19 protein-coding genes and 2 pseudogenes are annotated in these 16,975 nt (G+C 72.5%); 10 read left to right on the top strand and 11 right to left on the bottom strand.

All coding sequences use genetic code 11. From position 1 onward, the window contains the following. Window positions 1-68 precede the first annotated feature (68 nt). A complete protein-coding gene (locus tag ACZ4FV_RS16455) occupies window positions 69-587 on the top strand; it encodes a SigE family RNA polymerase sigma factor (protein WP_395860869.1) in 519 nt (172 codons plus the stop codon). Window positions 588-594: 7 nt separating this feature from the next. After that, a complete protein-coding gene (locus tag ACZ4FV_RS16450) occupies window positions 595-1,779 on the top strand; it encodes a hypothetical protein (RefSeq protein WP_402237916.1) in 1,185 nt (394 codons plus the stop codon). Window positions 1,780-1,832: 53 nt separating this feature from the next. Here ACZ4FV_RS16450 and ACZ4FV_RS16445 read toward each other — a convergent pair whose 3' ends face one another. The 4 genes and pseudogenes from ACZ4FV_RS16445 to ACZ4FV_RS16430 form a co-directional block, all read right to left on the bottom strand. Further along, complete coding sequence (locus tag ACZ4FV_RS16445; RefSeq protein WP_395860873.1) at window positions 1,833-2,366, bottom strand: hypothetical protein; 534 nt, start codon at window positions 2,364-2,366, stop codon at window positions 1,833-1,835. 215 nt (window positions 2,367-2,581) lie between these two features. After that, window positions 2,582-3,175 carry a type I-E CRISPR-associated protein Cse2/CasB gene (gene casB, locus ACZ4FV_RS16440; protein WP_395860875.1) on the bottom strand — a complete coding sequence of 198 codons (594 nt, stop codon included), beginning with the start codon at window positions 3,173-3,175 and terminating at the stop codon, window positions 2,582-2,584. 170 nt (window positions 3,176-3,345) lie between these two features. Next, entirely contained in the window at window positions 3,346-3,888 is a 543-nt protein-coding gene (locus ACZ4FV_RS16435; protein ID WP_395860877.1) for an HAD domain-containing protein, read from the bottom strand. 56 nt (window positions 3,889-3,944) lie between these two features. After that, window positions 3,945-4,412, bottom strand: a pseudogene (locus tag ACZ4FV_RS16430) (LuxR C-terminal-related transcriptional regulator); the annotation flags it as partial. Between the two features lie 115 nt (window positions 4,413-4,527). On the opposite strand from ACZ4FV_RS16430, the gene ACZ4FV_RS16425 reads away from it, so the two are divergent. Further along, window positions 4,528-4,797, top strand: coding sequence for a hypothetical protein (locus ACZ4FV_RS16425; protein WP_395860880.1), 270 nt, complete (start codon window positions 4,528-4,530; stop codon window positions 4,795-4,797). A 51-nt stretch (window positions 4,798-4,848) separates the two neighbouring features. On the opposite strand, the gene ku is transcribed toward ACZ4FV_RS16425, so the two are convergent. Further along, window positions 4,849-5,760: a non-homologous end joining protein Ku gene (gene ku / locus ACZ4FV_RS16420; protein ID WP_465322813.1), complete on the bottom strand. Its 912-nt coding sequence runs from the start codon at window positions 5,758-5,760 to the stop codon at window positions 4,849-4,851. A 114-nt stretch (window positions 5,761-5,874) separates the two neighbouring features. Next, the gene (locus tag ACZ4FV_RS16415) at window positions 5,875-6,300 is read right to left on the bottom strand and encodes a nuclear transport factor 2 family protein (protein ID WP_402237908.1); all 426 of its coding nucleotides are present in this window, start codon (window positions 6,298-6,300) and stop codon (window positions 5,875-5,877) included. Window positions 6,301-6,308: 8 nt separating this feature from the next. Between ACZ4FV_RS16415 and ACZ4FV_RS16410 the strand changes: the two are divergent. After that, window positions 6,309-6,623 (top strand): annotated as a pseudogene (locus ACZ4FV_RS16410) (hypothetical protein); the annotation flags it as partial. A 100-nt stretch (window positions 6,624-6,723) separates the two neighbouring features. Next, on the top strand, window positions 6,724-7,497 hold the full coding sequence (locus tag ACZ4FV_RS16405; RefSeq protein ID WP_465322812.1) for an alpha/beta fold hydrolase: 774 nt from the start codon (window positions 6,724-6,726) through the stop codon (window positions 7,495-7,497). A 149-nt stretch (window positions 7,498-7,646) separates the two neighbouring features. Here ACZ4FV_RS16405 and ACZ4FV_RS16400 read toward each other — a convergent pair whose 3' ends face one another. The 3 genes from ACZ4FV_RS16400 to ACZ4FV_RS16390 all read right to left on the bottom strand — a co-directional run bounded on the left by ACZ4FV_RS16400 (window position 7,647) and on the right by ACZ4FV_RS16390 (window position 10,424). Continuing rightward, window positions 7,647-8,084 (bottom strand): hypothetical protein, encoded by a 438-nt coding sequence (locus tag ACZ4FV_RS16400; protein WP_395860886.1) that lies wholly within the window; start codon window positions 8,082-8,084, stop codon window positions 7,647-7,649. Between the two features lie 243 nt (window positions 8,085-8,327). After that, window positions 8,328-9,341, bottom strand: a complete 1,014-nt coding sequence (locus tag ACZ4FV_RS16395) for a phytoene/squalene synthase family protein (RefSeq protein WP_402237904.1) — start codon at window positions 9,339-9,341, stop codon at window positions 8,328-8,330. Between the two features lie 423 nt (window positions 9,342-9,764). Beyond that, on the bottom strand, window positions 9,765-10,424 hold the full coding sequence (locus ACZ4FV_RS16390) for a TetR/AcrR family transcriptional regulator (RefSeq protein WP_395860890.1): 660 nt from the start codon (window positions 10,422-10,424) through the stop codon (window positions 9,765-9,767). 734 nt (window positions 10,425-11,158) lie between these two features. On the opposite strand from ACZ4FV_RS16390, the gene ACZ4FV_RS16385 reads away from it, so the two are divergent. The 3 genes from ACZ4FV_RS16385 to ACZ4FV_RS16375 all read left to right on the top strand — a co-directional run bounded on the left by ACZ4FV_RS16385 (window position 11,159) and on the right by ACZ4FV_RS16375 (window position 13,782). Beyond that, window positions 11,159-11,851, top strand: coding sequence for a hypothetical protein (locus ACZ4FV_RS16385; RefSeq protein WP_465322811.1), 693 nt, complete (start codon window positions 11,159-11,161; stop codon window positions 11,849-11,851). Between the two features lie 163 nt (window positions 11,852-12,014). After that, window positions 12,015-13,055, top strand: a complete 1,041-nt coding sequence (locus ACZ4FV_RS16380; protein ID WP_402237898.1) for an NAD(P)/FAD-dependent oxidoreductase — start codon at window positions 12,015-12,017, stop codon at window positions 13,053-13,055. Between the two features lie 16 nt (window positions 13,056-13,071). Then, complete coding sequence (locus ACZ4FV_RS16375) at window positions 13,072-13,782, top strand: hypothetical protein (protein WP_402237895.1); 711 nt, start codon at window positions 13,072-13,074, stop codon at window positions 13,780-13,782. Window positions 13,783-13,910: 128 nt separating this feature from the next. Here the strand turns inward: ACZ4FV_RS16375 and ACZ4FV_RS16370 are convergent, their stop codons facing one another. Further along, on the bottom strand, window positions 13,911-14,507 hold the full coding sequence (locus ACZ4FV_RS16370) for a GNAT family N-acetyltransferase (RefSeq protein ID WP_331770435.1): 597 nt from the start codon (window positions 14,505-14,507) through the stop codon (window positions 13,911-13,913). A gap of 356 nt (window positions 14,508-14,863) precedes the next feature. Between ACZ4FV_RS16370 and ACZ4FV_RS16365 the strand changes: the two genes are divergently transcribed. Together ACZ4FV_RS16365 and ACZ4FV_RS16360 are read left to right on the top strand one after the other, a co-directional pair. Then, complete coding sequence (locus tag ACZ4FV_RS16365) at window positions 14,864-15,454, top strand: CGNR zinc finger domain-containing protein (protein ID WP_402237892.1); 591 nt, start codon at window positions 14,864-14,866, stop codon at window positions 15,452-15,454. Beyond that, the gene (locus ACZ4FV_RS16360) at window positions 15,451-15,894 is read left to right on the top strand and encodes a protein-tyrosine phosphatase family protein (RefSeq protein WP_395860899.1); all 444 of its coding nucleotides are present in this window, start codon (window positions 15,451-15,453) and stop codon (window positions 15,892-15,894) included. Before ACZ4FV_RS16365 ends, ACZ4FV_RS16360 begins: the two co-directional genes overlap by 4 nt. A gap of 106 nt (window positions 15,895-16,000) precedes the next feature. On the opposite strand, the gene ACZ4FV_RS16355 is transcribed toward ACZ4FV_RS16360, so the two are convergent. Beyond that, window positions 16,001-16,927, bottom strand: coding sequence for a dihydrodipicolinate synthase family protein (locus ACZ4FV_RS16355; RefSeq protein WP_395860901.1), 927 nt, complete (start codon window positions 16,925-16,927; stop codon window positions 16,001-16,003). Between the last annotated feature and the right edge of the window lie 48 nt (window positions 16,928-16,975).

The raw sequence follows: 16,975 nt of genomic DNA, 5'->3' as shown, positions 1-16,975 counted from the left end.
AGATCGCGGTCGGTGGGGAGGCAGGACAATCGCCGACGGGTGTGGGCGCGAGAACGGAGGCCGGTCGGGTGCGGACGACCGACGAGCACGCGTACACCGAGTACATCTCCGCCCGGCTGCCCGCGCTGCGCCGGGTCGCGCACCTGCTGTGCGGGGATCCGCACCGCGCCGACGACATCGTGCAGAACACGATCACGCGCCTGTACGTGCATTGGCGGCGCGCGGCGGCGGCGGACGATATCGACCGGTACGTACACCGGATGCTGGTCCGCGCGTTTCTCAACGAACGCCGCCTGGCCTGGGCTCGGGTCCGACTCGTCGGCGCTCCCCAGGACACCCCGCTGCCGGCCGCGCCCCCGGGGCCGGACGTGGAGACGCGCGACGCGGTCCGGATCGCGCTCTCCCGGGTGCCGCCTCGGCAACGGGTCGTCCTGGTGCTGCGTTTCCTGTGCGATCTGCCGGTCGCCGAGGTCGCGGACATCCTCGGCAGATCGCAGGGCACGGTGAAGAGTCAGACCGCGTTGGGACTGGCGCGGCTGCGCACACTGTTGGACGGGCCGGTCGTGGCCCGCTGGGAAGGGGAGTAGACCGGCCATGGACACCGACGAGCAAGAGGGCGCCCGACTGCTTGGCGCGTTGCGCGGGACGCCGTGGACCGGGTCCGACGAGCCCGGTGTCGACGTCGCCCGTGCGATCCGGGACGGCCGGCGGACGATCCGGGTTCGGCGTGCGCTCACGGTGGCGGGCGGTGCGATCGCCGTCGCGCTGGTGGTGCTGATGACCGTGTTGGTGGTCGCGCCGACGCACGACAACGGGACCGGGCCGGCTTCCGGCGGCGCGTTCGACGTTCGGGAACGGGCGTTCCGGGTCGGCTCGGCCGGCGGTTTCACGCCCGTGTCCTACGAGACCGGCAAGTTCCGCCAGCGGGTCGTGCTGGGCATGGAGAAGCCGAACGGCCCGGCGGAGTTGAGCGCGACGCGGGCGATGGTGACGATGTACGCGCCGGGCCGGCTCCCGGGCGGCGAGCCTCCGCTCGGCACTCCCGCCCCACCGGTGAACGGGCATGCGGCGGTGTGGCCGGCCGGCCCCGAACCGTCGGCGGATCGCCTCGAGTTGCTCTGGCAGTGGGCGCCGAACGCGTGGGCGGTCGCCACGCTCGCCGGTCCGGCCGCCGACGCCGAACGTGTCCACCACGTGGCCGAAAGCGTCGTGCCGGGGGTTCGCCAACCGGCGCGCGGTCCGGTGTCGCTGGATCAGGCCGTGCTCGCCGCGGGTGAACACCTGATCGCGGTGGTGGCTCCGATGGGTAACACCGCCGGGTCGCCGCGCTACTCGCTGCGCTACGGCACCGTGGACCCGCCGGGCGCGGACGGCACCGAGCCGGCCTGGTTCGAGGTGGGCGTCGGAGACCGGCCGCCCGGGGTCGACCAGCGACGGCTCGAGCAGGTCACCCGTTCGGACGGGGCCTTCGTCGAATTCGATCCGGCTGTCGATCAGGACCGCTCGGCCTCGATCCTGGCCGCCGTGCGGGTGGGTGAGATTCCGTCGACCGGCCCCACCGGGCCGACGCGCACGCCGCCGTCGCCGACCTACTCGGAGCGGCCGTCGGATGCGCCCTCCTCGGTTTTGGAGGCGACCGAGACGGCCGGTTCGCCGAGCGGGACCGCGACCACGCCGACGGGGAACGACACGAGTACGGGCTCTTCCTCGACCACTGCCCCGGCTTCGACCTCTTCCTCGAATGGGCCGACGACACCTGCGGGCTCGTGGGCTCCGTGAGTGGGGACGGGGCGAGCTACGGCTCCCCCCCGCGGCACCCGGCCCGGCTTCGGCTAGAGCTTCGCCTTCGGGTTGTTCAGGCAGCCACTGGAGATCGTCACACGCACGATCACCGTGTCCGGGCCGGACTTCGACCGCTCACGGGTCGACGCGATCCGGACGCCGGCCGGAGTGCCCTGCTTCGACAGGGACGCCGACACCGAGGCGGAGTCGTCGCGAGGTGCGGTGCGCTCCGTCGGCAGCCAACCGCGCATCTGCAACTGACCGACCATCAGGTCGTGGATCTCCGCAGGCGAGCGGCGGTCGGTCGGCGGCAGTGTCACGTCGAGCGAATGCCTGGTGCGGATCAGGTTCTCCTTCCGGCTGTTCAGCAACTGCCGGTCGCCGCAGGCGTCCTCGCGCACCTTGCTCAGGGGCTCGTACCTGGGAAACACCGCGTCGAAGGCGCCCTCGACGTCGGGGTTCGCCGTCGCGAACGCCTCGTCGATCGTCATGTCCGAGTCGGGCGCCCGCGTTCCGCAACCAGTCAGCGTCGCCAGCACGACAACGGCGAGAAGGCATCCGACGGTTCCGGTCGACCACTTCATCCCGCTCCTCCGAACACCTCACGTCCCGGTACGAACGACGGCCGGCGTCGTGTCCCGAGCACACGTCGTCGCGGCCTCGACCGATCCCTACCCGCGAAGGGCGGACGCTGCGCATCCCGGGCACGACCGGCGACCACGGATGTCCCGTTCCACCCGAAGCCAACTCCCGGGCAAAGCAGCTGATTTCGCCCCCCACGCGCGAAACCGCGGGCCGGTCACGGGCGCCGGATGTCACCACCTCCGGCCGGAGTCCCGTGCAGGTCGTGGAAGTCCTCCTCCCACCGGTTCCGGGCGTAGCGTCGGCCGACCGGGGTCTCCCACCACAACAGGTCCTTGGCCAGGCGGACGTGGTCGAGGGCGATGCCCTTGCGGCGCAGCAGGGGCATGAGCGTGCGCAGGTGGGCGGCCAACTCGTCGACCGTGTCGGCCTCGACGGCGGCGTCGAAGCGGGTGCGTTGTCGCCGTTGCACGAGGGTCCGCTCGGGCGCGATCAGCAGCGACAGGTCCCGACAGGCGGCGCCGATCGAGGTGCCGTCCGGGTGGTGCGGCGAGGTCCCGGTCGTTCCCTGGTGGAGCAGGTACAGCGTGACCACTTGGCAGACGGTCCGACGCGCGCGGCGTGGTTCGAGGGTGTGCGGCAGGTGAACGGTGATCGGCTCCACGGCGGACGCCGACAGGCACGCGTCGGCGCCGGGTGGAAAGCGCCCCGCCAGGGTGCGATCGCCGTGTACGCGGAGAAGAAGCGCGTGCAGGGCGTGCTCCCAGGGCGCCCAGTAGGCGGAGACGCGCGCGATCGACGGCGCCGTCATCGCGCGCACCACGTCGTGAGAGCCATGCCGTCGTCCTTACTGCCGTCGTCCACCGACCGAAGACGAAACGACCCGACCCGACCCGTCCCGACCATGGCCGGCATCGCCTCGTCCCCATAAAGACGCACGACGGTCCGCACGTGTGACACAAACCCTCGACACAGTCGCCGTTACCCCGCGTCGCGCGGGGCGGGTGGGCTCGTCAGGGTGTCCAGCCACGCGGTGATGGTGGTGAAGTCTCGTTCGGTGAGCCCCAGGTGGGGGTCGACGTGGTGGAGGAGGGCGGGGGCATCGTGGTGGGCGGCGACCCATGCTCGGTCGGTGTCGGTGACCTCGTCGTCGATCCAGACGAACGGGCGGCCCGCCGCCCGGAGTACGAGTGTGCGGGTCTTCCAATGCAGGCCGTCGCGCTCGTCCTGGTCGTCGACGGCGGACTGCTCCGGCCAGATCACCACGGCGAGTTCCGGTAGACCGATCCGAGGGGAGATGTATCGGTTCGCCTCCTCCATCCACGCCGTGGCCCAGAGCAGCTCGCACGCCAGCCCCAGCAGTCGCCGCCCGTGCTCCGGATCGGCTCTGGCCAGAAGGGGGTTCGCGTCGGCATCCGTGCGCTCCGGATCCGAACCATGGGTCGGATACTCGGCCGCCCCGAAGGGAAGCAGCGGTCCATCGACGTCGAGAAAGAGCAGCGGACGCTGCACGGAGCCGGTCACGACCGCACGATAGCGACCCCGCTCGACGGGCCGACCGGGCAGGCGGGACCGGGCACTCAGTGGTCCAGGTGGGCCAACACCGCCAGGACCCGTCGGTTGTCGCTGTCGGACGGCTGGAGATCGAGCTTGGTGAAGATGTTCCCGATGTGCTTGGCGACCGCCTTCTCGGTGATGAACAGGCCCTCGGCGATGCCCGCGTTGGAGCGGTCCTGGGCCAACCATTCCAACACCTCGCGTTCGCGTGGGGTCAGGCTGCCCAGGTGGGTGTCGCGGTCCTTGCCGGTGAGCAGTTGCGAGACCACGTGCGGGTCCATCGCGGTACCGCCGTCGGCCACCCGTCGGAGGGTGTCGACGAACTGTCCGCCGTCGAAGACGCGGTCCTTGAGGATGTAGCCGACCCCGCCCGCACCGTCGGCGAGCAATTCGTGGGCGTACAGCGGCTCGACGTATTGGGACAGCAGCAGTACGGGCAGTCCCGGCACTCGGCGGCGGCCTTCGAGTGCCGCGCGGAGGCCGTCGTCGGTTGTCCCCTCTCGGCGGGGGATCGAAGACACGCCCCGGCCCGCGGCTCGGCGGGTGATCCACCCATCTGCGTCGGCGCGGGGACAGGTCGGAGCGGCAGGCTCTATTCTCGAACACATGTCCGAACAACCCGAACCACTGCCCGACCACCTGTTGCCGTTGCTCGACTTCCAGCTCGGGTTCGAGCGTGCCCACCTCGCCTGCCTCCGGGCGGCCGAACTCGGCGACGAGGACGCACTCCACCGGGGCCGGGCCGCCCGTCTGCACGCCATGCGAGCCCTGATCACCGCTCGCGCCGCCGCGGGCGCCGACAGCGCCCCCGATCGCGATGTGCTCAAGCTCGCCGCCTTGGCGGCCCTCGCCCGGGAGTCCTCCGAGGCCACCTGACGACGGCAACGGCGCGAGCCGGAGCGAGTGCGACCGACGGCCGCCGCCGCGTCAGCCCGTCTTCCTGCCCGGCCGCGTCGTCGTGGTCTTCTTCGCCGAGGCGCGGCCGGTCGCGGCCTTCGCCGACGCCCGGGTCTTCGTCGTCGCGCGCGCCTTGGTATCGGTGCGCTTCGCCGGCTTGGGATGGTCCTTCTCGGCGGCCTCCACGCTCGCGGTCAACACCGACATCAGGTCGACCACATTGCTCTCGCCGGTCGAGCGCGCGGCGACCTCGTCGGGATGGGCACCGGTGGCCTTGGCCTCGACCAGGGCGTCCAGGGCGCGCTGATAGTCGTCCTGCACGTCACCCAGGTCGAAGTCCTCACTGAGGGTGTCCATCAGCGAGGCCGCCATCTTCAGCTCCTGGGGGCGGATGGTGACGCTCTCCGTGGGGGCGATGCCGTCGGGGGCCCGGAGTTCGTCCGGCCACAACATGGTCTGGAGGGTGAGGATGTCGCCTTGCGCGCGGACCAGGGCCAGGCTCTCGCGCGTGGACAGCGTGATCTTGGTGACCGCCGCCCTGGACTGCCCGGCCAGGGCCTGTCTGATCAGCACGTACGGCTTGGTCGCCGCCGGCGTCGCGGGCCCCAGGTAGTAGGGCTTGGACAGTGTCAGCGGGTCGATCGCGGCCTCGTCGACGAAGGCCAGGACGTCGACGACCTTCTTGCTCGGCAGCGGCAGCTCGGCCATGTCCTCGTCCGTGAGGACGACCTGACGACCGTCCGAGGACTCGTACGCCTTGGCGATGTCCGCATAGGCGACCTCCTCGCCCTCCAGTTCGCACACCCGCTTGTACCGGATCCGGCCACCGTCCTCCCGATGCACCTGATGGCCCGGCGAGCGATGCTCGGACACCGCCGAGTAAAGCTGGACCGGGATGCTCACCAGCCCGAACGAAATGGCACCCTTCCACGACGCCCGCATACCGACCCCTGACCGTTTTGATGGGAAATGACCATCTTCAACGGTAGGCCGGCCGCCGCCTCGGCGCCTCGACCCGAGCCGAACACCGGATCGCTCGGGCGCCGCTCCCGCACGTCAACGATCGACCGGCCCGGGCACCAGGCCGTCCGCCACCAGCCCGGCGAGTACCGCCTCGCCCAACGCGAGAACGGCGGACTGCGGACGGACCATGACGGTGATCTCCTCGATCCGACCCGTCTCGTCGCACCTGAGCAGGTCGATCCCGTGGATCCGGGTGCCCCGCACGGCGGCGCGGAAGACGAGGATCTCCGCCGCCGCGTCGGTCCCGCCGGAGTCCGTATCGGTGCTGCCCTCGAACCGTCCGACACAGCGGAAGTCCTCGAAGGTGCGCAGCAGCACGTCCAGAAGCCCGAGCACCATGGCCCGGCCCTCGAAGGGCTTGAACTTCACCGGACTGTACAGGCGCACGTCGTCGGCCAGGAGGTCCTCGAGCGCGGCGCGGTCCTGCGCCTCGACGGCGGCGCGAACGACCGAGTCCACACCCCGCGGTGAGCCACGACCGCATCGCCGCGGCCATCGCCGACGCCCTGGGGCTTCCCGGCAGCGACGACACCTGGACGCTCCCGCTGCCCCCGTTGCCGGTCCCGACCGGACCGCGAGCCGCGATGGCCGAGGTGCGCTGGGGCGCCGCGTTCCTCGGGCCGTGGCCGGCACGGCGGGTGCGCGGCCGCTCCTCCGGCGACGGCCGCACCGCGAAGCGGCCCGACCTCCTGCCGTGGGCCGCCGCCCCCGACTCACCGGCGACCCTCGGGCAGGTCGACCTCACGACAGGCGGAGCGGGCGGTCTCGGCGCCGACGCGTGATCCGTCGGGTGTGTCGCGACGAGTTTTCGGTGAGCGAACGGTCAAATCACTTGAGCACCGCTCGCACCCGCTCGGCCCCGACCGGAAAGCAGGACTCACCATGACGATCGGAACCCCCACCGTCGGATACGCCTCGGTGAACGGCATCGAGATGTACTACGAGTCGCACGGCACCGACGGGCCGCCGCTGGTGATCCTGCACGGTGGCGCCCAGACCATCGACCTGAGCTTCGCCGCACTGCTGCCCGCACTGGCCGCGCGGCGGCGGGTGATCGCGGTCGAGTTCCAAGGCCACGGGCACACCGCGGACACCGACCGCGACATGTCCCTGGAGCTCTTCTCCGACGACGTCGTCGCGCTCCTGGACCGGCTCGGCATCGCACGTGCCGACCTGCTGGGCTACAGCCTCGGTGGCCTGGTCGCGCTGCGCACCGCCGTGCGGCACCCGGAGCGTGTCGACCGTCTGGTCCTGGTGTCGACGCACTACCGCCACGACGGCTATCACGCCGAGATCACCGCCCCCGAGCAGACCTCCGAGCGCCTGCCGACCGAGGCCGACTTCAAGGCGATGGTCGAGGCATACGCCCGGGTCGCCCCCGACCCGACCCGCTTCGAGGCCACCCTGGCCAGGCTCCAGCCCCTGGCCCACGGCTTCGTCGAGTGGACCGAGGACGAGTTGCGCGCGATCACCGCCCCCACGCTCCTGGTCCTCGGCGACACCGACTTCATCCGGCTGGAGCACGCGGTGCGTATGTACGAACTCATCCCGAAGGCCCGGCTGGCGGTCCTCCCGGGCACCACGCACATGGGCGCGATCACGCGCGCCGATCTGCTGATCCCGATGATCGAGGCGTTCGCCCCGACGATCCCCTGACGACGCGCCGGCCGCGGCGACCCGCGCGGTCGTCGTGCCGGCCGGGCGTCGGCGAGTGTCGACGGGTGGGGGTGGGCCGGGGGCGAACGCCCGGGCGTGCCGGGCGCATCCGGCGGCGGATCACGCCGGATGCGCACCTCGCTCGAGAGTCAGGCGGCCTTCGCCCGGGCTCCGGAGACCTGGCGCAGCGCGTCGTCGAGGTCGGCCTGGGCCCGTTGCAGCCAGGCCGCGGTGATGTCCACGGCGTCGCCCGCTTCGCCGGTTCGCCGATGGAGCTGCGCCACCTCACCCTCCTCGGCCGCACGGGCGTGCTTGAGCGCGTGGTGGATGCGCCCCGCCGCCGCGAGTTCGCCACCCGCGACCTGGAGCCAGGCCCGTGTGGTCGCGTCCGCGACCTTGTCGGTGTTCGCGGAGTCGGTCAGCGCCCGGGCGATCGCCTCGATGCTTTTGCCCGCCAACTTGCGGGCCACCAAAGCCGGAGGCAGACCGGGAAGTTGGGCCAATTCGCCCATGACCACGCTCTCCAGCAGGGCAAGGCTGTACGTCACTCGTCCCAGTTTCAACAGATACTCGTCATCCGGAATCATCGAGCCATTGTGCGATATCGGCCGGACACGATCGGTGCGCCACACGGGTGTGTCGCACCCATTGCAGCCGGACGCACGCACCTCCGGTCGGCGTCCTCCGTCGGGCATGGGGACGGCCGGGCGAGCCGACGGGCGAGTGGTCGGGCACACGTGCGGCGCGGTCGGAGCGCGGGCAGGGCCCCGGGCCGCACACATGTACCCACACCGGACGTCGTGGCGACGCCAGGACCACCGGCGCCGGGTCTACCGCGTCGTCGGCTCCGGGCCTGCCGACGCGGTGATCACCGTCGGGCGCGATCCCGTTCGCGCGACCGCGTCCGGGTCGGCTCGCGGTGTCGAGAGCACCGCGGTGACCGTGCCGCTCGGATCCTGCGGGGAGCTCGCCCGCCGGATCGGTGGGGCCATGCGGCGGGCCCGGACGAGCAGGCGTACGCACACGGCCGGGTTGTCGCGGGCCGAGCGCTGGGTGATCGCGGGACCCAGGTCGCACGCGTTGTCCAGGCGGTAGTGACTGATGTCGATGACGCCGCGCACCAATGGACGGTACTCGTGCGGCACTTCGTCGACGATACGGGTACCGGCGTCGAGTGCGGCACGGGCGGTGGCCACGGTCGCCGCGAGCAGGGCGCGCACGCCCGGGGTGTCCCGGCCCGACTCCAGGTCGGCGCGGGTGACGCCGTACCGGTCGAGATCGGACCTGGGCAGCCGCAGCCGGCCCTCGCTCAGGTCCTCCGCCAGGTCGCAGACCAGGTCGGTGCGTTGGAAGCCGTCGGCGAACTGGCGGACGGAGGCGGCGAAGTCCTCGTCCGAGACCAGATGGGGTGTCATACCGGTGCTGAGCATCGCGCCGGGCCAGGTCAACGTGTCGACGTAGGACTGGTATTCGGCCTCGTCCGCGAACTCGGGGAAGGTCAACTCGGCCCGCGTGCCCGCCATGTAGGCGTCGGCCCAGTCGCGCGGCAGGCCGTTCTCCCGGGCCGCGTGCAGGTATGCGCGCAGCAGGGGGTGCGTCGCGGTCCCGGTGTCCAGCGCCGCCCGCACCCGGGTCGCCCATGCCTCGAACCGCCGAGCGCGGCCCTCGGCGTCACCCCGGTCGCACACGTCGTCGGTGAAGTACGCGAGGGCTGCTCCGGCGACCGCGTGGGGCAGGAACTCCGGCGGGGTCAGGAAGCGCAAGGCGCCCCAACCGGCCGTCTCCCTCCGGCGCATGAACCGTTCGGCAGCCGTGTAGTCGGCGCGCAGCGTGCTCTCCCGCACACCCGCAGCGTCCAGACAATACCGCCACGACCGCATGAGCCCCCCGATTTCGATCAGCCGAAGCCTTGTCCGACGGCACGGACAGTATCAGCCGGCGGGAGTCCGGTCGGATCTCGGCGCATGGGCTGTGGCGGCGCTCGCCGTCCGCCGCGGACGAGTTGTACCCGCCCGGGGGAGCCGCCCGGCGACCGGGGGTGAAATCGCCGGGCAGCCCGGGCGCCGACCACGGGGGTTGTCGGCGCACTCGCAACGATCCGCCGTACGACCGTCCGTGCGCAAGACCGCGGCCGCCTCGGACCGACGCCCCGAGGCGGGACGCGACGGAACGGCAGTACCCGCTCCGGCGGGGGTCGGTTCGGCCCGCGCGGGAGCGGGAAGAGGCGCGAGGCCCTCGGCGCGACGCGGGCGGCACGTCGGCTCGGGTCAGCGCTCCCGGGGTCGCCCGCGCTCGGCGTGCGCGGTGAGGAAATCGTCGACCACCTGCCGTACGTACGCCTTGCCGATCGTGCCGTTGGCCAGGAGTCGGCGGAACACCAGCGGCCCGACGAGGCGGTCGATCGCCGCGTCCGCGTCCAGGTCGACGGGCAGGTCGCCACGAGCCTTCGCGGCGTCCAGGATCACCCTGAAGGGATGGGTACCCGCACGTTGCAGGATCTCCCGGACGCCCACGAACGCCGGGTCCGACGCGCGCTCGATCAACACCCGCATGGCCCGCTCGCCCTCACGGTCGTGCAGCAGCAACCGGGTGCCGTCGAGCGCGGCCACCAACTCCTCCCGCAGGCCGCCCGTCCGGCTGCCCGGCCGGGAGCCGACGGCCGGGCCGAGCCGATCCCGGTATTCGGCGACGAGTTGCACGATCGCGTCGCGGATGAGTGCGGTGGGCTCGGGCCAGTGCCGATACACCGTGGTCCGGCCCACGCCGCTCCTGGCGGCGACGCCCACGTGGGTGACCGCGGCCCAGCCGTCCTCGAGCAACAACTCGCGCGCGGCCTTCAACACGGCGGCGCGGCTGCGCACCGCGCGCGGATGCGGTGCGCGTCCGGGCACGCCGAACCCGTGGGCCACATGCGCGGATTCGGGCATCGCGTCCAGCCTCCTCCGCTGCTCGTGGCCACGCACGGCACGACCGACGAGACCACACCCGCCCGACGCCGAGGGCCCACCGCCCTCGCGAGAGGAAGTGTTCCACGTCCACCACCACGCCCCGCAACACGTAGTCCCACAAGGGTCGATCGCGTGCCCGGCGCATCCCGCGCGCCCATGGGCATGCCATCCGAGTGGCCGTGGCCGGCCATGAAGCCGACCTCGCGCACGCACCTCCGCGCATGACAACCCACCGCTCGGGCACGAGGCCACCCCGGCTGCGCACACGAGGTCCGGTCCGGCGTCGCGGCGCCGCACGCCTCACACGCCTCGCACACGACGGCGGACGGCGTGCCCGGTGAGCGGCTCGTCGCCTGGCGACCCCGGCCCTCGACCCCCGACCTCCGCCTCCCGTCCGGGATCGAGCGGCCACCGAACCCGCGATCACGCCCTGAAACCAACAACGCCCGAGCCCGAGGCGCCACGGGATCCGGAGCCTCAGGGCGCAATTCTCGAAGCCTGGGACGGCGTTCCTCCCCGCTCGGTGTGCCGCCCCGCGCCGCGAATGCGACGTGGCCCGGCTCGCCGGGGGCGACGGTGGTCGTTCGGCCACGTGAGCACGTCCCCGTTCGCCCGCGCGGCTCGCGCCGACGGGGATGATCGCGGGGTGCGGTCGGGGAGGATCGTTGGGTAGAGTGCCGGCGCCGACCGGCCACCCGTTCCACGGAGGCGACTTGACCAACCAGCCGGGAAACCAGGGTGCGTACGGTTACCCTCCCCCTCCGCCGCCGCATCCGTCCCAGCCCAGATGGGCCTGGTGGGTGGTGGGCATCGCCATCCCGCTGATCGGCATCTTCGTCACGATCGCCGTCAGTGGGTCCGATTCGGGTTCGAACTCGAAGAACTCGTCCACGAGTACGAGCACCACGGCCGGCACGCAGGCCCAACAGAATCCGCCGGAGAGCGGCCGGTCGGCGTCGAGCCCGCCGGGCCCCGGCGGGCAGACGACGGGCGGACGGCCGTCGGGCGGTCAGCCGCCTCCGGTCCTGTTCGGACCCGGCACGGTCACCGTCGACCCGTCGAGCCGCTATGTCGATCTCGACACCAAACCCCCGCTGGTCGGCCCGTCGAACAAGGCGGCGGACATCGTGTTCCTCTACACCTTCGCCAAGCCCGAACTCGTCACCGTCGGCTCCACCCCGACCCTGGCGGCACTTCCGCAGGGCGGTTCGGAGCCGACGGCCGCCTCCTGCGCCGAAGCGGTCGCCAAGCGCGGCACCTATCTGGCCGGCGAACTCGCGCAGGGCTCCGGCTTCTGCGCGATCACCAACGAGGGGCGCACCGCGTACTTCCGACTGATCGGCCCGCCCGCCGGGGAGGCACCCGTCCGCCTCGAGGTCACCGTGTGGGACATCCCCGGCAGTTGACCGTCCCGTGCACGTGACGGCTCGGGGCCGGCCGGGTTCCGGCCGACCCCGAGCGGTTCCGACCGGTTTCCGATCATGATCGACACCGACGTCACCACGTCGTCGATGTCGCCGTCTTTGCCGAACCGGCAACGAATCTTGCCGAAATCACCGTTGCGGTCGCATGGTCGTCGTGGAGGTGGTCACGATGACCGATCGGTTGCGGGACAGCTACGACGTGGTGGTAATCGGCGGCGGCGCCGCTGGGTTGAACGGTGCGCTGATGCTGGCCCGGGCGCGGCGTTCGGTAGTGGTGGTCGACTCGGGCGCCCCGCGCAACGCGCCCGCCGGAGGTGTCCACGGGCTGCTGGGCCGGGAAGGCGTGTCGCCGGCGGAGTTGACGAAGCGCGGGCGGGCGGAGGTCCGGGCGTACGGCGGTCATGTGGTGTCCGGCGAGGTCGATGCCGTGACCGGGGTCGACGGCCGGTTCGACGTGGCGCTGACCGACGGCCGCACGGTCCGCGCCCGCAGACTGCTGGTGACCACCGGACTGGTCGACGAGTTGCCCAACGTGCCGGGGCTGCGGGCCAGATGGGGCCGGGACGTGCTGCACTGCCCGTACTGCCACGGCTGGGAGGTTCGCGATCTGGCCATCGGAGTGCTGGGCGGCGGGCCGCGGTCGGTGCACCAGGCGCTGCTGCTGCGCCAATGGAGCGACAATGTCACGTTCTTCGCGCACACCCTGTCGCCGACCGCCGAGGACGCCGAGCGGTTGGCCGCCCGTGGCGTCCGCGTGTCGGCCGGCGAGGTGTCCTCCCTGGACGTCGTCGACGATCGCCTTGTGGGCGTACGCCTGGGCGACGGCACATCGGTCCGCATCGATGCGCTCGCGGTGTCGCCGAGGATGGTCGCGCGTGCCGGGTTCCTGTCCGGGCTCGGCTTGCGGACGGTGGAACATCCGTCGGGAGCCGGTGAGTACATCCCGTCCGAACCGGGCGGTGGTACCGGGATCCCCGGGGTGTGGGTCGCCGGCAACGTCACCGACCCGACCGCCCAGGTCGGCGCCGCCGCGGCGGCGGGCGCCACGGCGGCGATCCGGATCGACGGCGACCTGACCGACGAGGCCACCCGCGCGGCGGTCGCCGCTCACCGGGATCCGTTCTCGGCCGCGAACGAGGCGCGAGTGTGCGAACTGGTCCTGGGCAACCGCCGCCACGGTCTGTGAACCGACCCCGCGCGACATGAGCGAGTGGCTCCGCGGGGACCGGGACACCGGCGCCTACACTCCGGGGGTGGCCGAACGAACGAGTACGACGCCGCTGTCGGGTGTGCGCTTCGTGGGGTTGCGCTTTCGGCTGGAGACCCGGGGGCTGCATCGCCCGGTCCCCGTCGAGGTCGCCGCGCTCACCCACCACGGGCCCGGAGGTCACGTCGCCTGGCGGGCGTACGTTCCGATCGAACCGCCGCCGCCCGGAAGCCCCCCGCCCGCGCCGATCGGCGTCCCGGTACCGCCGGCCGCCCCCGGTTCGCTCGCCGAGGCGCTGGCCGGCGTCGAGCGTCACCTGGTGCGCGACATCCCGCACGCGCTGCTCGGGGTGTCGCCGTTCGCGGAGAAGACGCTCGTGTGGGAGCAGCGGGCCTACTGCCCACTGCTCGCGTCGTCCCTCGTCCTGGACGTGCCGGCCCTCGCCGCGATCGTCGCCCCGACCGCCGCGCCGCAGTCCCTCGACGCCCGGCTCCAGCGGATCGGCCTGCGCCCCCCGCCCGAACGAGCCGTCACGTGGGACGCGTACGCGCTGGCACACCTGTTCCACACCGTGGTCGCGCAGGGCGTCGCCGTCGGCCGCTGGTCGACGCTGGAAGACCTCGCACGCGTCGCGGGCTCGTCCCCGCCCGCGCTCGAACCCGAGTTCATGCCCCCGCTCGACGTGCAGGAATCGCTGTTCGACTGACTCCGGGCATGTCGGCAGTACGCCGCCGCGGCACCGGGCGGGTCGACGACGTCGCCGTCGTCGAAACCGTGCGCCGCACCCCGTGAACCGTCCGGACGCGTCCGCCGCGGGTACGCCGCCCGGACGGATCAGCGCGGCGGCGCGGAGAGCGGGCCCCGACCCGCCGTGCGCAGCAGCGGCTTGGTCATGGCGCGGTTGACGGCCGGATCGCGGCCCTGGACGTAGGCGTCGCGAAGGGTGTAGCCGCTCGCGGCGAACAGGGCGAGCGCCCCGATGTTGCGGTTGCCGGTCTCCACCACCAGTCGCAGTGCGCCGGCCTGGGCGGCGGTGTGTTCGAGCGTGGCGAGCAGGCGGCGTCCGTAGCCGCTCCCGCGCCGCTCCGGGCTGACGTAGAGGCGTTTGATCTCCGCCGCCCGACCGGGCATGGTCCGCCAACCGCCGCAGCCGACCGGCGCGTGTCCGTTGTAGGCGAGCACGAACAGGCCCTCGGGGGGCTCCAGATCGCGGGGCTCGCTGGTGTCGGGATGATCGGCGAACCCGTAGAGGCCGACCTGCTCCGCGTACAACGCGTGCAGGAGGACCTGGGTGTCCGGATGGGTGTAGGCCCGGGGCACGAGACGAACGTCGGCATGGCCGACCGGCAGGTCGGCGCCGAACGGCCCGTGGTGGCCCGGTGCCGCCCCCAGCACGGACCCGCCCTTGGCGCGGTGCGCGAAACGGATCAACGACCTGCTCCCTTCCCGCCGACCCCGTGCGTCGGGGCTTCGCAACGATTGTCCGCGAAGCCCCTACCCCGCGAACAGTGGCCACGAAAAACCCACTCGACCGGGGTCGACCGGAACCGGTGCCGAACAACGCCTCCGCGCGGTCGAGTTGGGCCCGGTGCCGGGCCCGGCGCCGGGCGTGGCGCTCGCGGTGGCGGCGGGCCCGCCCCGCCCGGCCACATCGCGGTCGCGCCCCGGTCACACACGGGTCACACACCGGTCGCGCCGGCGTGCCGCGGGATCACAAGGATTCCCAACCACACCCCGTAAGGGTTATAGTCTCGCTTGACCAGTTACCGCCATCACGGGGGCAACACGTGCGGATCCCCATCACCGACTACGCCGTCGGCGCGGCGATCGCGACCGACCTGATCAACACCTCACCCACCGTGCGGCCCACCACCGGCGACGCCCTCCCCGACCCGGGCGCCCTGGCGGACTTCCTGGCCGAGCACGACCTTCGGCCGGCCGCTGTCGCCGACGGGCGAACACCGACCCCCGCGGATCTCCACGCGGTGGGCCTGCTGCGCCGCGAGGTGCGGGTGATCGTGGAGACCGAGACCGAGGAGCACGCCGTCGCGGGTGCGACCGTGCTCGTCGCCCGCGCCGGGCGCGCCCCGACGCTGGTGCGCGACGGCGACCGCCGGTGGCAGTGGTGCGTCCCGACCGCGCCCGACGCCGACCTCGCCGACGAGTTGGCCGCGTTGATCGGCGTCGGGCTGCTCGGCGTCGTCCGGGTGCTCGGCCACGACCGCTTCCGGGCCTGCGCCACCGCGGACTGCCGGGGTGTGTTCGTGGACACCAGCCGGGCCGGGCGCCGCCGCTACTGCATGCCCGACCGATGCGGCAATCGGGTCAATGTCGCCAACCACCGCGCGCGCCACAGGGAAGAGAGCGTGAACCGATGAGCCACACCCCCCTCGTGGGCGCCCTCCGACTCCCGGACGGCACCTCGATCCGCGGTCGCGGCCTGCGCCACCCACTGCCCGAAGGACCGCCGCCGGAATTCGGCCTCTACCTCGGCTCCGACCGCCTGCGCCGTCGACACGAGGACGCGCTGCCGTGGCCGCGGACGTGGCTCGACTGGCCCGACTTCCGCCTGCCCCGCGACCGGGACGCGGCCGTGCGGCAGATCCGTGCCCTGCACGAACGGGCCCGTACGGGCGCCTCGGTCGAGGTCGCCTGCGGAGGCGGCGTCGGCCGAACCGGCACCGTCATCGCCTGCCTCGCCATCCTGTCCGGCGTCGACCCCGCCGAAGCCGTGGACTGGACCCGTCGGCACCACCACCCGCGCGCCGTCGAGACACCCTGGCAACGCCGCTGGGCAACCCGATTTCCCACCTCGTGACCGCACCCGCGATCGTTCCTCGCGCGGGCGACGCGCACGACGCGCAGTCCGAGCACGGGTGGGACGCGAACTCCGTGTGCCGGCACGAAAATCGGATCCGTGCGCACTACACGACCGGTTCGCCGAGGTCGGCCGAGCCGCCCGAATCGGCCAACTGCTTCAACGTGCGCTCGACCGACGCGCGCCCCGCGGGCAACAACGGCAGTCGCACGTCCGCGGTGGGAATCCGGCCCTGCGCGTGCAACACGCCCTTGATCACGGTGGGATTGGGCTCGGCGAAGGCGGCGGCGGACAACCGTGCGAGCGCGTGACCCAGGTCCCGCGCGCGGGCGAGGTCGCCGTCGCGCCACGCGGCGCACAGCTCCACGAATCGGTGGGTGGCCAGGTGCGCCGAAGCGAGGATGCCGCCGGACGCGCCCAACGCCAGCAGCGGTGACAGGAACAGGTCGTCGCCGGCCAGGATCGCGCAGTCCGGCGGAAGGTCGCCGAGCAGGTCCACCGCGTCCTGATCGATGCCGCCCGGCGCGAACTTGACGCCGGCGACGCCCGGAAGCCGCCCCAACGCGCGCAGGTCGGCCGCGTCCAGCGACTGCCCGGTGCGATACGGAATGTGGTAGACGATCAGCGGTACGGGGCTGTTGTCGGCCAGATGGGTGAAGTGCGCGATCACGCCGGCCGGCGAGGGACGGGTGAAGTACGGGACGGGCACCAGCGCGGCGGCGGCCGTCGGCCACCGGGCGAGGTCCGCGAGAGCCGCCGCCGTGGCCCGGGTGTCGTTGCCGCCGGCGCCGATGGTCAGTACCGCGTCGTGTTCCGCGCAGACCCGGGCGCACACGTCGACGACCGCGACCCGCTCGTCGGCGTCGAGCGTGGCGGCCTCGGCGGTCGTGCCCAGGGCGACGATCCCCTCGGCGCCCGCCGCCAGCACGGCATGGGCGAGCTCTTCGAGCGCGTCCCGCGCGACGGCTCCGTCGGCGGCGAACGGTGTGACGAGCGGTACGTGGACCCCGTGTCGGGGCGGGTGCTGGGTCATGCCTTCGAGGGTGACCCGCGCGGATCCTTCAGGTCCAGTTCACATTCG

Source organism: Embleya sp. NPDC025285 (assembly GCF_055558835.1).
This window is presented reverse-complemented; position numbering and strand designations above follow the sequence as displayed.

Coding starts and splice junctions, on each gene's coding strand:
- ACZ4FV_RS16375 (WP_402237895.1), top strand. CDS start 13,072: ATGAGCGAGTGGCTCCGCGGGGACCGGGACACCGGCGCCTACACTCCG.
- casB (WP_395860875.1), bottom strand. CDS start 3,175: ATGACGGCGCCGTCGATCGCGCGCGTCTCCGCCTACTGGGCGCCCTGG.
- ACZ4FV_RS16360 (WP_395860899.1), top strand. CDS start 15,451: ATGAGCCACACCCCCCTCGTGGGCGCCCTCCGACTCCCGGACGGCACC.
- ku (WP_465322813.1), bottom strand. CDS start 5,760: ATGCGGGCGTCGTGGAAGGGTGCCATTTCGTTCGGGCTGGTGAGCATC.
- ACZ4FV_RS16425 (WP_395860880.1), top strand. CDS start 4,528: ATGTCCGAACAACCCGAACCACTGCCCGACCACCTGTTGCCGTTGCTC.
- ACZ4FV_RS16380 (WP_402237898.1), top strand. CDS start 12,015: ATGGTCGTCGTGGAGGTGGTCACGATGACCGATCGGTTGCGGGACAGC.
- ACZ4FV_RS16400 (WP_395860886.1), bottom strand. CDS start 8,084: ATGATTCCGGATGACGAGTATCTGTTGAAACTGGGACGAGTGACGTAC.
- ACZ4FV_RS16390 (WP_395860890.1), bottom strand. CDS start 10,424: ATGCCCGAATCCGCGCATGTGGCCCACGGGTTCGGCGTGCCCGGACGC.
- ACZ4FV_RS16405 (WP_465322812.1), top strand. CDS start 6,724: ATGACGATCGGAACCCCCACCGTCGGATACGCCTCGGTGAACGGCATC.
- ACZ4FV_RS16445 (WP_395860873.1), bottom strand. CDS start 2,366: ATGAAGTGGTCGACCGGAACCGTCGGATGCCTTCTCGCCGTTGTCGTG.
- ACZ4FV_RS16355 (WP_395860901.1), bottom strand. CDS start 16,927: ATGACCCAGCACCCGCCCCGACACGGGGTCCACGTACCGCTCGTCACA.
- ACZ4FV_RS16450 (WP_402237916.1), top strand. CDS start 595: ATGGACACCGACGAGCAAGAGGGCGCCCGACTGCTTGGCGCGTTGCGC.